This window comes from Roseateles sp. GW821-FHT09B06 (assembly GCF_059418245.1).
On record NZ_JBWKPM010000002.1, the window covers coordinates 161,952 to 175,194 of the forward strand.

Annotated in this window: 14 protein-coding genes; 11 read left to right on the forward strand and 3 right to left on the reverse strand. The window is 67.3% G+C overall.

The features are described from left to right. Positions 1-7 precede the first annotated feature (7 nt). Together AC07OQ_RS02575 and corA are read right to left on the reverse strand one after the other, a co-directional pair. Positions 8-883, reverse strand: a complete 876-nt coding sequence (locus tag AC07OQ_RS02575; protein WP_495051522.1) for a ferritin family protein — start codon at positions 881-883, stop codon at positions 8-10. A 674-nt stretch (positions 884-1,557) separates the two neighbouring features. Further along, positions 1,558-2,532, reverse strand: coding sequence for a magnesium/cobalt transporter CorA (gene corA, locus AC07OQ_RS02580; protein WP_495051523.1), 975 nt, complete (start codon positions 2,530-2,532; stop codon positions 1,558-1,560). Positions 2,533-2,982: 450 nt separating this feature from the next. On the opposite strand from corA, the gene hpf reads away from it, so the two are divergent. From hpf to hprK, 3 genes are all read left to right on the forward strand, one after another. Next, the gene (hpf, locus tag AC07OQ_RS02585; protein ID WP_495051524.1) at positions 2,983-3,324 is read left to right on the forward strand and encodes a ribosome hibernation-promoting factor, HPF/YfiA family; all 342 of its coding nucleotides are present in this window, start codon (positions 2,983-2,985) and stop codon (positions 3,322-3,324) included. A gap of 230 nt (positions 3,325-3,554) precedes the next feature. Then, the gene (gene ptsN, locus AC07OQ_RS02590; protein WP_495051525.1) at positions 3,555-4,025 is read left to right on the forward strand and encodes a PTS IIA-like nitrogen regulatory protein PtsN; all 471 of its coding nucleotides are present in this window, start codon (positions 3,555-3,557) and stop codon (positions 4,023-4,025) included. Between the two features lie 22 nt (positions 4,026-4,047). Continuing rightward, the gene (gene hprK / locus AC07OQ_RS02595) at positions 4,048-5,010 is read left to right on the forward strand and encodes an HPr(Ser) kinase/phosphatase (protein WP_495051526.1); all 963 of its coding nucleotides are present in this window, start codon (positions 4,048-4,050) and stop codon (positions 5,008-5,010) included. A gap of 101 nt (positions 5,011-5,111) precedes the next feature. On the opposite strand, the gene fur is transcribed toward hprK, so the two are convergent. Next, positions 5,112-5,537: a ferric iron uptake transcriptional regulator gene (gene fur, locus AC07OQ_RS02600; RefSeq protein WP_495051527.1), complete on the reverse strand. Its 426-nt coding sequence runs from the start codon at positions 5,535-5,537 to the stop codon at positions 5,112-5,114. Positions 5,538-5,631: 94 nt separating this feature from the next. Here fur and AC07OQ_RS02605 point away from each other — a divergent pair, with 94 nt between their 5' ends. The 8 genes from AC07OQ_RS02605 (at position 5,632) to AC07OQ_RS02640 (ending at position 13,241) form a co-directional block, all read left to right on the forward strand. Then, a complete protein-coding gene (locus tag AC07OQ_RS02605) occupies positions 5,632-6,186 on the forward strand; it encodes an outer membrane protein assembly factor BamE (protein WP_495051528.1) in 555 nt (184 codons plus the stop codon). Beyond that, positions 6,183-6,995 carry a 4-hydroxy-tetrahydrodipicolinate reductase gene (gene dapB, locus AC07OQ_RS02610; protein WP_495051529.1) on the forward strand — a complete coding sequence of 271 codons (813 nt, stop codon included), beginning with the start codon at positions 6,183-6,185 and terminating at the stop codon, positions 6,993-6,995. Before AC07OQ_RS02605 ends, dapB begins: the two co-directional genes overlap by 4 nt. A gap of 120 nt (positions 6,996-7,115) precedes the next feature. Further along, positions 7,116-7,769, forward strand: coding sequence for a MotA/TolQ/ExbB proton channel family protein (locus AC07OQ_RS02615; RefSeq protein WP_495051530.1), 654 nt, complete (start codon positions 7,116-7,118; stop codon positions 7,767-7,769). A gap of 6 nt (positions 7,770-7,775) precedes the next feature. After that, entirely contained in the window at positions 7,776-8,204 is a 429-nt protein-coding gene (locus AC07OQ_RS02620) for an ExbD/TolR family protein (RefSeq protein ID WP_495051531.1), read from the forward strand. 25 nt (positions 8,205-8,229) lie between these two features. Then, positions 8,230-10,872: a leucine--tRNA ligase gene (gene leuS, locus AC07OQ_RS02625; protein WP_495051532.1), complete on the forward strand. Its 2,643-nt coding sequence runs from the start codon at positions 8,230-8,232 to the stop codon at positions 10,870-10,872. Positions 10,873-10,874: 2 nt separating this feature from the next. Further along, the gene (locus AC07OQ_RS02630; RefSeq protein WP_495051533.1) at positions 10,875-11,369 is read left to right on the forward strand and encodes an LPS-assembly lipoprotein LptE; all 495 of its coding nucleotides are present in this window, start codon (positions 10,875-10,877) and stop codon (positions 11,367-11,369) included. Between the two features lie 3 nt (positions 11,370-11,372). Beyond that, the gene (gene holA, locus AC07OQ_RS02635; RefSeq protein WP_495051534.1) at positions 11,373-12,446 is read left to right on the forward strand and encodes a DNA polymerase III subunit delta; all 1,074 of its coding nucleotides are present in this window, start codon (positions 11,373-11,375) and stop codon (positions 12,444-12,446) included. 204 nt (positions 12,447-12,650) lie between these two features. Further along, positions 12,651-13,241 carry a methylamine utilization protein gene (locus AC07OQ_RS02640; RefSeq protein WP_495051535.1) on the forward strand — a complete coding sequence of 197 codons (591 nt, stop codon included), beginning with the start codon at positions 12,651-12,653 and terminating at the stop codon, positions 13,239-13,241. Positions 13,242-13,243: the final 2 nt, after the last annotated feature.

A 13,243-nucleotide genomic window follows, 5' to 3' on the forward strand; every position in this document is an offset into this window, starting at 1 on the left:
GCGGCGCTCAGGCCGCCGGCAGCGGCTTGCTGGCAGCGCCGCCGGCCGCGGCCGCCACGCGGGCCGCCATCTCCTTGCGGAAGCGGTTCAGCTCCTGCACGCTGGCGAAGCTGCGTTCCATCAGCAGGCTCATATTGTGCAGGATGCGTTCGACCACCTTGGTCTCCCAGACCGCGTCGAACTGGATCTGCTTGTCCAGCCAATGCTCCAGCCATTCGGGGTCGGGCAGGCGGCTCTGGATGGTGTCGCGCGGGAACAGCTTGGCGTTGACATGCAGATTGGTCGGGTGCAGGGCCTGGGCGGTACGACGCGCGCTGGCCATCAGCACGCCCACCTTGGCGAAGGCCGCCTTGGCCTCGTCGCCGAACTTCTGCATCGCACGCTTCATATAGCGCAGGTAGGCGCCGCCATGGCGGGCCTCGTCGCGCGACAGGGTCTCGTAGATGGCCTTGATCACCGGCTCGGTATGCCAGTCGGCGGCACGGCGGTACCAGTGGTTCAGGCGGATCTCGCCGCAGAAATGCAGCATCAGGGTTTCCAGCGCCGGCGCCGGGTCGAACTCGAAGCGCACCTCGTGCAGCTCCTGCTCGGTGGGCGCCAGGTCGGGACGGAAGCGGCGCAGGTATTCCATCAGCACCAGCGAATGCTTCTGCTCCTCGAAGAACCAGACGCTCATGAAGGCCGAGAAGTCGCTGTCGTCCTTGTTGTCGCGCAGGAACATCTCGGTGGCCGGCAGGGCCGACCACTCGGTGATGGCGTTCATCTTGATGGTGCGCGCCTGGTCCTCGGTCAGCAGGCTGGCATCGAACTTGTCCCAAGGGATGTCGGTGTCCATGTTCCAGCGCACGGCCTCGAGTTGCTTGAAGAGTTCGGGGTAAAGCATGGTCCGTCCTTGATGGGTACCGCGGGATTTTAAGCCGGGGCGGCGGCGCGGCAACGTGACAGCTGCGTGGCAACGTCGGCCGGCTCGGCAGCACCTGGGATCACCGATGCCAGAGTCCCCGCCCAAAGCCGCATTTATCTTGGGCAAAGTAAAGACAAACCGAAATAGTCGACCTACGATAGTTGTAATTCTTCTTGCCGGGACAAGCGATGAGTCCCCCGGAACTTGTCCGCGCTGGAGGCCCGGACGCCGGGCCGCGACTCCCGCCTGTCGGGCCCCCGCCGCTCTTGAAGAAAAGGCGGCAGGCCCCATGTCCCATATCGTGCCCACCGATTCGGGGCTGTACCGTCATTGGGGGACAGTTCGGCCGAAGTTGCTACAAACGGCTTCGGCAACGGTGCCATAGTCCATGGCGGCAACGCCATGTTGCAATCGTTGGGGGAGACTTTCAGAGGGTGGTTTGCCTTGCAGCGGCAAAGCGCTAAAGTTCAGCCAAGATTTCAGTCGCAAGATCACCTCTTCACCGAGGTTGAAATCCCGGAGCCCTTCTCCTCCTCCTCCCTCCCTCCCTCGTTGGCTTCGGGGCATCTTGCGGCCTCTTTTACATCCGGGGCTTCCGCATCAGCGGAAGCCCCTTTGCATTGCTGCTGGGTACGGCGCTGGCCTGGGGCGTGTCAGCGCATCCAGCCCTTGCGGCGGAAGTAGATCAGCGGCGCGGCCACCGAGGCCGCCATCAGCAGCAGGGCATAGGGATAGCCCAGCGACCAGTCCAGCTCGGGCATGAACTTGAAGTTCATGCCGTAGATGCTGGCGATCAGCGTCGGTGGCAGCAGCGCGACGCTGGCCACCGAGAAGATCTTGATGATCTTGTTCTGGTTGATGTTGATGAAGCCGACCGTAGCGTCCATCAGGAAGTTGATCTTGTCGAACAGGAAGGCGGTGTGCGAATCCAGCGAGTCGATGTCGCGCAGGATCTGGCGCGACTCCTCGAACTGCTCGGCGCTCAGCATGCGACTGCGCATCATGAAGCTGACCGCACGGCGCGTGTCCATCACATTGCGGCGGATGCGACCGTTCAGATCCTCCTCGCGCGCAATCGCCGCCAGCACCTCACCCGCCTCGGCGTCGTTGACATCCTTCTTCAGCACGCTCGCGCTGACCTTCTCCAGGCTGTCGTAGATGCCCTCCAACGCGTCGGCCGAGTATTCGGCATCGGCGTCGTAGAGCTTCAGCAGCACGTCCTTCGCATCCTCGATCAACGCCGGAATGCGGCGCGCGCGCAGGCGCAGCAGGCGGAACACCGGCAGGTCTTCCCTGTGCACCGAGAACAGCACGTTGTTGAAGAGGATGAAGGCGACGCGCACATTGCGCGGCGCCTCGCCGTCATCGATCAGGAAGTCGGAACGGATATGCAGTTCGCCGTTGTCTTCCTCGTAGAAGCGAGCCGACTCCTCCAGATCGTCGTCAACGATGTTCTCGGGAATCACCAGACCGAAGCGATCGCGAATCCAGCCCTTCTCCTCGGCACTGGGATCCTCCAGGTCGACCCACACGGGGCGCGACTGAGCCAGGGCCTCGGGGCTTTCGATTTCTTCCTGGAACAGTCCACCCTTCAGGCGGCCATTGTCCAAGGTGAACACATTGAGCATGCGTAGAGTCTCCAGCGCTGCTGCGCCGTCATGGTGGGACGGGGCTTGAACCGTCCGGATTGGGCTGAGGTAGGGGGTACCGTCTCACTCCGGACTGGCGGCATCGCTGAGGACGCCGGCTGCAGGCACTGGAGTGGACGGTCACCGCGGGTGATCGCTGTCCAAGAAAGACTCCAGAGATGGGGCGGGCGGATTATCACATCGGCCCGGGGGTTGACGCAAAGGCCAACAGCGCATTGAAGCACAGCTTTGCCCCGCCGGGGTGGCAACACTCCAAAAGCCTCGGGCTTTGCCGTCAAACGCTTGTCACATATAGGGGGCGGGCGCACACTGGTTTTGACCGAGACCCCTCCACTCCCTGTCCCATCACCACCCCGCTACCCTCCCATCCTCCCCCTCTCTAGATTCCCGTTTTTCGTCTTCCCGTCCACCCCCGTGAAAGGAGGCTCTATGAACCTGACAATCAGCGGCCACCATCTTGAAGTTACGCCAGCGCTCCGTGAGTACGTGCTCACGAAGCTAGACCGGGTGACCCGCCACTTTGACCAAGTCGTCGACATCAACGTCTTGCTCACGGTGGAAAAGCAGAAGGAAAAGGAACGCAGGCAAAGGGCTGAAGTCACCGTCCATGTCAAGGGACGCGATATCTTTGTCGAGCAATCCCATGAGGATCTCTACGCCGCGATTGATCAGTTGATGGACAAGCTGGACCGTCAGGTCTGCCGCCACAAGGACCGGATGCAGGACCATCACCACGCCTCGGCCAAGCGCCTGGAGCTGGGTGCCCAGTAAAAAGCCCCCATCACAGCAAGCGGCCCACGGGCCGCTTTTTGCTGCCTGGATCGCCGACATTCGACATGCGCACAAATGTTGTTGCTGCGCCGCCGCAAAAATGCGCAATACTGCCGACCCACCCTGCCCGCGGGACCCATGATCTTGACGGGCTTTCTATAATTTGCCCCTTGCTACCGAATAAGCGTCCCGCCCAAGGCCTCCCTAGCCGTAATCGGCGCTGTGACCCGATGAACCGTCTTGCCGCCATCCTGCCTGCCAGCAATGTGCTGGTGAATGTGGACGCATCCAGCAAAAAGCGAGTCTTCGAGCAGGCCGGCCTGCTGTTCGAGAACAACCACACGATCTCCCGTGCCTCGGTGACAGACAACCTGTTCGCCCGCGAGCGCCTCGGGTCGACCGGCCTCGGCCATGGCGTGGCCATCCCGCATGGCCGCATCAAGGGCCTGAAGAATCCGCTCGCCGCGGTGCTGCGCGTGCAGCAGCCGATCGGCTTCGATGCACCGGACGACGAGCCCGTCAGCCTGCTGATCTTCCTGCTGGTGCCCGAGGCGGCCACCCAGCGCCATCTGGAGATCCTGTCGGAGATCGCCGAGATGCTGTCGGACCGCGAACTGCGCGAGCGCCTGAAGACCGAGGCCGAGGCGTCCGATCTGCACCGCCTGATCTCGGCCTGGGAACCGCTGAAGTCGGTCGCCTGAACATTGCCCGGCACGCCCCCGAGTGAAAGTCACATCGATCAGCGCCGATCGGCTCTTTGAAGAGCACCGCGAGGCCCTGCGCTGGGAATGGATCGCCGGCCATGCGCATCCGGAGCGACGCTTCGACGAGGCCGCGCTGCGTGACGCGCAGTCGGCCGCCGACCTGGTCGGCTACCTGAACTACATCCATCCCTACCGGGTGCAGATCGTCGGTCGCCGTGAGGTGGCCTATCTGAGCCAGGCCTCGGGCGAGGTGCTGGACCGCCGCATCTCGCGCATCGTCACCTTGGAGCCCCCGGTCATCATCGTGGCCGACGACCAGGCACCGCCGGACCGCCTGGTGGCCATGTGCGACCGCGCCGAGATCCCGCTGTTCGTCACCGCCGAATCGGCCGGCCATGTGATCGACCTGGTGCGCGCCTACCTGGCCCATGTCTGCGCCAACCGCACGACGCGCCACGGCGTCTTCATGGACATCCTGGGCCTGGGCGTCCTCCTGACCGGCGAATCGGGCCTGGGCAAGAGCGAACTCGGCCTGGAGCTGATCTCGCGCGGCCATGGCCTGGTGGCCGATGACGCGGTGGACTTCTTCCGCATCGCCCAGACCGCCATCGAGGGCCGCTGCCCCGAGCTGCTGATGAACCTGCTGGAGGTGCGTGGCATCGGCCTGCTGGACATCAAGGCCATCTTTGGCGAGACCGCGGTACGCCGCAAGATGCGGCTCAAGCTGATCGTGCACCTGGTCCGCAAGGAAACGATGGAGCGCGATTTCGAGCGCCTGCCCTACGAGCCCCTGTATGAAGAGGTGCTGAACATGCCGGTACGCAAGGTGGTGATCGCGGTGGACGCCGGCCGCAACCTGGCGGTGCTGGTCGAGGCCGCGGTGCGCAACACCATCCTGCAGCTGCGGGGCATCGACACCTACCGCGAGTTCGTCGAGCGCCACCAACGTGCGATCGAAAGCGGGCAGCTGGGCGACGATTAGGCCCCGGTATTCCCAAGCGGCTGCCACGGATCCGGCTCCGCCGGGCCGTCGGCAGCGACCCCTTGAGGGGGCCGGCGCAGCCGGTAGGGGGTGGGCCTAGCTCAGCCCCGATGCGGGCAGACCTTCTTGGTGCAGGTGGCGTACAGGGCCAGCGAATGCTCCTGCAGCTGGAAGCCCCGCTCCTTCGCGATCGCGTGCTGGCGCTCCTCGATCTGGGCATCGAAGAATTCTTCGACCCGGCCACAATTCAGGCAGACCAGGTGATCATGGTGGTGGCCCTCGTTGAGCTCGAACACCGCCTTGCCCGACTCGAAATGATTGCGCGACAGCAGACCGGCCTGCTCGAACTGGGTCAGCACGCGGTAGACCGTGGCCAGGCCGATGTCGGCCCCTTCGCTCAGCAAAGCCTTGTAAACATCTTCAGCGGTCATGTGACGCTGCGCCGTCTTCTGGAAGATCTCCAGAATCTTGATACGGGGCAGCGTGGCTTTCAGGCCGCTGTTCTTGATCTCTTCGGTCCGGTCCATGGCGTCTGGGGCTGGGCAGACCCCCATGGGCCTGCCGCTAGAATGGCCCAATCATAGCCAGCAATGGGCGCCTTGCGCCCCCGGCCCCGAAGATATGCGCTTCCTGCTCCTGCCCGCTCGCCTGCCCCTTCTGGCCCTGCTCGGCCTGGCCGGCTGTTCCTACCTGCCCTCGCTGGACGGCCTGCCCTCGGTGGCCGGCGACAAGGTGCTGGGCCTGGTGACCCCCTACCGCGTCGAGGTGGTGCAGGGCAATGTGCTGACCAAGGAGCAGGTGGCCCGCGTCAAGCCCGGCATGGGCCGCGCCCAGGTGCGCGACCTGCTCGGCTCGCCGCTGCTGACCGATATCTTCCACGACAACCGCTGGGACTACTCCTTCTCGATTCGCCGCCAGGGCGCCGCCCCCCAGGCCCGCCATGTGGTGGCCTGGTTCGAGGGCGACACGCTGAAGTCGCTGGACTTCCCCGAGGACCTGCCGACCGAGAACGAGTTCATCGCCTCGATCAACACCTTCAAGCCCGGCAAGACGCCCAAGCTGGAGCTCAGCGAGGACGAGCGCAAGGCCCTGCCGGTGCCGCCCAAGCCCGCCGCCTCGGCGGCCGAGCCGGTCGGCCCGGTGCGCCCCTACCCGCCGCTGGAGCCCCAGTCGTGAGCGGCGCCCCGCTGCGCATCGCGATCGCCGGCGCCTCCGGCCGCATGGGCCGGATGCTGATCGAGGCCGTCGTCGATGCTCCCGACTGCCGGCTGTCCGGCGCGCTGGACCGCGAGGGCAGCCCGGCCCTGGGCCAGGACGCCAGCGCCTGGCTGGGTCAGACCAGCGGCGTGACGATCACGGCCGACCTGCGCCAGGGCCTGACGGGCGCCGACGTGCTGATCGACTTCACCCGCCCCGAGGGCACGCTGGCCCACCTGGCCGTCTGCCGGGAGCTGGGCGTCAAGGCCGTGATCGGCACCACCGGCTTCAGCCCGGCCGAGAAGGCGCAGATCGCCGCCTACGGCCGGCAGATCGGCATCATGATGGCGCCGAACATGAGCGTCGGCGTCAACGTCGTGCTCAAGCTGCTGGACCTGGCCGCGCGCTCGCTGAACCAGGGCTATGACATCGAGATCATCGAGGCCCACCACCGCCACAAGGTCGATGCCCCCAGCGGCACCGCGCTGGCGATGGGCGAGGTGGTCGCCAAGGCGCTGGGCCGCGATCTGAAGGACTGCGCGGTCTACGGCCGCGAAGGCGTCACCGGCGAGCGCGATCCCTCGACCATCGGCTTCGCCACCGTGCGCGGCGGCGACATCGTCGGCGACCACACCGTGCTGTTCGCCGGCACCGGCGAGCGCATCGAGATCACCCACAAGTCCGGCAGCCGCGTCACCTATGCGCAGGGCAGCCTGCGCGCCGCGCGCTTCCTGGCCGCCAACGGGCCGGGCCTGTACGGCATGGACGACGTGCTGGGGCTGGAATGATCCACCCCCTACCGGCTGCGCCGGCCCCCTCAAGGGGGCGCCACCGACCGCCCGGCAGAGCCGGATCGGCGGCGTCCGCGCGGGAAGGCATTCGGTCAATGCAGGGCGAGAGGCACTGATATGGGCAGCGGTTTCGGCGAATTCTGGAACCAGGGTGACGCCGTCTCGCGCAGCGTCGCCCTGCTGCTGCTGCTGATGTCCGTCAGCGCCTGGGTGGTGATCCTGTGGAAGAGCTGGGGGCTGCAGCGCGCGCGCCGCGACCTGCAGCGCGCGGTGCCGGCCTTCTGGGCCGCCGCCGACCTGGACGGCGGCCGCCAGGCCCTGCAGAACTTCGACCGCGAAGAGCTCCTGCTGCCCCTGCTGGACGCCGGCCGCACCGCCGCCAACGGCCACACGCTGGAAGCGGCCGGCAAGCGCGAATCGCAGCTGACGCGGCGCCTGCGCGACGCGCTGCACCTGGTGCTGCAGCGCCTGCAGTTCGGCCAGGTGCTGCTGGCCTCGATCGGCGCCACCGCGCCCTTCGTCGGCCTGTTCGGCACGGTCTGGGGCATCTACCACGCGCTGGTCAGCATCTCGGCGGCCGGCAACATCACGGTCGAGAAGGTGGCCGGCCCGGTCGGGGAGGCCCTGATCATGACGGCCGCCGGCCTGGCCGTGGCCATTCCGGCCGTGCTGGCCTACAACATCTTCGGCAAGTTCGTCGGCGCCTGCGAGGCCGATCTGGAAGGCTTCGCCCACGACCTGCGCGAGCTGCTGGAACAAGGGCAGGAGTAGGCCGCCGTGGCTTTCGGACGCCTGGAACGCCGCGACATGCCCAAGCCCATGGGCGAGATCAACATGACGCCGCTGATCGACGTGATGCTGGTGCTGCTGGTGATCTTCATGATCACCGCGCCGCTGATGAGCAGTTCGCTGCGCCTGGACCTGCCCGAGAGCGAGGCCGCCACGACGAGCGACGCCCCGGCCTTCGTCGCCGTGGCCCTGCAGGCCGATGGCGGGCTGTACCTGGGTGATGAGCAGCTGGAGCCCGCCTTGTTCCGCGCGCGCGTCGCGGCCATGGCCAAGGGGCGGCCGGAGCTGGAGGTGCAGCTGCGCGCCGACAAGGCCGTGCCCTATGGCCGGGTGGCCGAGCTGATCGGCTGGGTTCAGACCGCCGGCCTGAACCGCATCGCCTTCGTCGCCGAAACACCGCAGCCGTCCGGCCGCTGAACACCCTGCGCCTACAATTTGGCGCATGAACGACAAGTACGCCCCGAACGAGATCGAAGCCGCCGCCCGGCAGTATTGGCAGTCGCGCGACGCCTACCGCGTCACCGAGGACGACAGCAAGCCCAAGTTCTACGCCTGCTCGATGCTGCCCTATCCCAGCGGCAAGCTGCACATGGGCCATGTGCGCAACTACACGATCAACGACATGCTGACGCGCCAGCTGCGCATGAAGGGCTACAACGTTCTGATGCCGATGGGCTGGGACGCCTTCGGCCTGCCGGCCGAGAACGCGGCGATGAAGAACAAGGTGCCGCCGGCCCAGTGGACCTACGACAACATCGCCTACATGAAGTCGCAGATGCAGGCCATGGGCCTGGCGATCGACTGGTCGCGCGAGATCGCCACCTGCAAGCCCGACTACTACAAGTGGAACCAGTGGCTGTTCCTGAAGATGCTGGAGGCCGGCATCGCCGAGCGCCGCACCCAGGTCGTCAACTGGGATCCGGTCGACCAGACCGTGCTGGCCAACGAACAGGTGGTCGACGGCCGCGGCTGGCGCAGCGGCGCGGTGGTCGAGAAGCGCGAGATCCCCGGCTATTACCTGAACATCGTCAAGTACGCCGACGAGTTGCTCGCGGCCGTGGCCGACCCCACGGACAAGAGCTATCTGCATGGCTGGCCCGAGCGCGTGCGCCTGATGCAGGAGAACTGGATCGGCAAGAGCGAGGGGGTGCGCTTCGCCTTCCCGCATTCGATCCGGGGCGCCGACGGCAAGGCGATCCAGGACGGCAAGCTGTACGTCTTCACGACGCGCGCCGACACCATCATGGGCGTGACCTTCTGCGCGGTGGCCCCCGAGCACCCGCTGGCCGTGCATGCCGCCGCGGCCAACCCGGCCCTGGCCGCCTTCGTCGAGGAATGCAAGCAGGGCGGCAGCACCGAGGCCGAGCTAGCGACGCAGGAGAAGAAGGGCATGGCCACCGGCCTGTTCGTCACCCATCCGCTGACCGGCGAGCAGGTCGAGGTCTGGGTCGGCAACTATGTGCTGATGAGCTATGGCGATGGCGCCGTGATGGGCGTGCCGGCGCATGACGAGCGCGACTTCGAGTTCGCGAAGAAGTACGGCCTGGCCATCAGGCAGGTCGTCGCGGTCGAGGGGGAGCGCTACAGCACCGCCGCCTGGGCCGAGTGGTATGGCGACAAGGCGAAGGGCGTCTGCATCGAGTCCGGCGTGCTGAACGGCCTCGGCTACAGGGCCGCGGTCGACAAGGTCGCCGAGCTGGTCGGCGCCAAGGATCTGGGCGCCAAGAAGACCACCTGGCGCCTGCGCGACTGGGGCATCAGCCGCCAGCGCTACTGGGGCACGCCGATCCCGATCGTCCACTGCGACGATTGCGGCGCGGTGCCGGTGCCGGCCCGGGACCTGCCGGTCGTGCTGCCCGAGGAGTGCATCCCGGACGGCAGCGGCAACCCGCTGAACAAGCATGCCGCCTTCCTGAACTGCAGCTGCCCCAAGTGCGGCAAGCCGGCCAAGCGCGAGACCGACACGATGGACACCTTCGTGGACAGTTCGTGGTACTTCATGCGCTATTGCGACGCCAAGAACGACCGGGCCATGGTCGGCGAGGGCACGCAGTACTGGATGCCGATGGACCAGTACATCGGCGGCATCGAGCACGCGATCCTGCACCTGCTGTATGCGCGTTTCTGGACCAAGGTGATGCGCGACCTGGGCCTGGTCAAGGTGGACGAGCCCTTCACCAAGCTGCTGACCCAGGGCATGGTGCTGAAGGGCGCCTTCTCGCACAAGCCGGCCGATGCCGGCAAGAACTACTACTGGGAACATGAGGTCGACGTCCAGCTCAACGAGCATGGCCAGGTCGTCGGCGGCACGCTGAAGAAGGACGGCACGCCGCTCGACTACGAGATGACGACCATGTCGAAGTCGAAGAACAACGGCGTCGACCCCCAGCAGCTGATCGACCAGTACGGCGCCGACACCGCGCGCCTGTTCGTGATGTTCGCCTCGCCGCCGGAGCAGACGCTGGAATGGAACGATGCCGGCGTCGAGGGCGCGCACCGCTTCCTGAAGCGCGTCTGGGGCTTCGGTGCCAAGAATGCGGAATGCATCAAGGCCGCCGGTCAGGATTTCGCCGCGCTGAACGGCGGCGGCAAGGCGCTGCGCCGCGAGGTGCACCTGGTGCTGAAGCAGGTCTCGTACGACTACGAGCGCATGCAGTACAACACCGTGGTCTCCGGCGGCATGAAGCTGCTGAACGCGCTGGAAGGCTTCAAGGCCGGCCAGGATGCCGCCGACCATGCGGTGATTCGCGAGGGCTTTTCGGTGCTGCTGCGCGTGCTCTACCCGGCCTGCCCGCACATCGCCCATGCGCTGTGGACCGAACTGGGCTTCGCCGCCGAGCTGGGCGACCTGCTGGACGCGCCCTGGCCGCAGGTCGACGAGGCCGCGCTGGTGCAGGACGAGATCGAGCTGATGCTGCAGGTCAACGGCAAGCTGCGCGGCGCCATCAAGGTGCCGGCCGGCGCCGACAAGGCCGCGATCGAGGCCGCCGCGCTGGCCAACGAGAAGTTCCACGAGTTCAGCGAAGGCAAGGCACCGAAGAAGGTCGTGATCGTGCCGGGCCGTCTGGTCAACGTCGTCGTCTGATCATGCACCGCCGCCTCGTACTGCTGGGCACCCTCTCGGCCCTGAGCCTCGCCGGCTGTGGCTTCGCGCCGCGCCGCGAGCCCGAGCTGCACATCCGCAGCCTGGGCCTGCAGGGCTTCAAGCCCGACTCGCCGCTGGCCGCCGAGTTCAAGCGCCAGCTGGCGCGCACCTCGGTGCGCCTGCAGGAGGACTTCAACAAGGCCGACGTGGTGCTGGAGGCGCGCCGCGACCACCGCCACCGGATCGTCGTGGTGTCCACCAGCGCGGGCCAGGTGCGCGAATGGGAGCTGCGCCTGGACGTGGACTACCTGCTGCGCACGCCGGCCGGCGAGGTGTTGCTGCCGCTGACCGAGCTGCGCCTGATGCGCGAGATGAACTACACCGAATCCACCGCCCTGGCCAAGGAGCAGGAGGAGGCCCTGCTGTTCCGCGCCATGCAGTCCGACGCGGCGGCGCAGATCATGCGCCGGCTGTCCACCGTGCGACTCTCCAACTGAGCGATGCAGATCCGTCCCGACGCGCTCGCCGCCCAGCTGGCCAAGGGCCTGAAGCCGCTCTACACCGTCTACGGCGACGAGCCGCTGCTGGCCCAGGAGGCCGGCGACGCGATCCGCAGCGCGGCGCGCGCCCAGGGCTATGGCGAGCGCAAGGTCTTCACCGTCAGCGGCGCCTATTTCGACTGGGGCCCGGTGCTGGGTGCGGCGCAGGCGCTGAGCCTGTTCGCCGAGCGCCAGTTCATCGAGATCCGCATCCCCTCGGGCAAGCCCGGCAAGGACGGCTCCGAGGCCCTGCAGCGCTATTGCGAACGCCTGCCCGAGGACGTGGTCACGCTGGTCAGCCTGCCGCGCCTGGACAAGACCCAGATGAACGGCGCCTGGTTCACGGCGCTGGACGGCCATGGCGTCACCGTGCGGGTCGACCCGGTGGAACGCCGCGCGCTGCCGCAATGGATCGCGCAGCGCCTGGCGGCCCAGGGCCAGCCGGTCGCCGAGGGCGAGGAGGGGCAGCGCGCGCTGGCCTTTTTCGCCGACCGCGTCGAGGGCAATCTGCTGGCCGCGCACCAGGAGCTGCAGAAGCTGGCGCTGCTGCACCCGCGGGGGCCGCTCGCCTTCGAGCAGATCGAGCAGGCGGTGCTGAACGTGGCCCGCTACGACGTCTTCAAGCTCAGCGAGGCCGTGCTGGCCGGCCAGCTGACCCGCGCGCTGCGCATGCTGGACGGCCTGCAGGCCGAGGGCGAGGCCGCGGTGCTGGTGCACTGGACCCTGGCCGAGGACGCGCGCGCGCTGAAGCGGGTGCGCGACGCGGTGGACGCCGGCAAGCCCCTGCCGATGGCGCTGCGCGAGGCGCGCGTCTGGGGCGCCAAGGAAAAGCTGTTCGAGCGCATCGTGCCGGGCCTGAAAGCCCAGGACCTGGCCGCCCTGGTGGAGGCCGCCCAGGTCTGCGACGGCATCGTCAAGGGCCTGCGCCACCCCGGCTGGCCGCTCGACCCCTGGGACGCACTGCGCCGCCTGGCCCTGCTGCTGGTCGAGGCGGCCGCCGCGCCGCGCGCGCCGCGGCTGGCGCTACGGCCCTGACGGCCCCCGGCGCTCAAGGACATGGCGCCTGGGCCGAGCGGTGGCGGCCTTCACCGGAAGCCATGCTTTTGGTGAAAGCCCTGCTTTTGATGAAAGCCATGCTTTTCCCCTGCTGACGCGCCCATCGCCGCGCGGCGAAGCGGCTAGAGTCCGCCCAGGCTGCCGCCGTTCCGCCCGATGTTTCGTCCCGCCCGCCCCGCCCACATGAAAACCGTGCCGCCCATTGCCGTCCTGCTGGGTGCCTGCCTGGCCGCGCCCGCCGTGCCGGCCGCGCCGTTCACGCTGCAGCTGCTGGGCAGCGGCGGCGAGGCGCTGGCCGATGCCGTGGTCGCCGTGGAACTGCGCGGCCAGGCCAGCCGCGCCGCACCCGGCACCCGGGCCGACATGGCCCAGCGCGAACGCCAGTTCCAGCCCTTCGTGCTGGTGGTGCAGACCGGCACCGCGGTCAACTTCCCGAACTTCGACACGGTGCGCCACCATGTCTACTCCTTCTCGCCGGTCAAGACCTTCGACATCAAGCTCTATTCCGGCACGCCGGCCGAGCCGGTGCTGTTCGACAAGCCCGGCGTCGCCACCCTGGGCTGCAATATCCACGACAGGATGAGCGCTCATATCGTCGTCGTCGACACGCCGGTCTTCGCCAAGACCGATGCCCAGGGCCTGGCCCGGCTGGACCTGCCGCCCGGCGAACATCAGCTGCGTGCCTGGCATCCCAAGCTGGGCAAGCCGCAGCTGCAGACGCAGCGCCTGGTCGTGCCGGCCGACGGCGGCCAGAGCACCGTCAGGCTGGAGTGAGC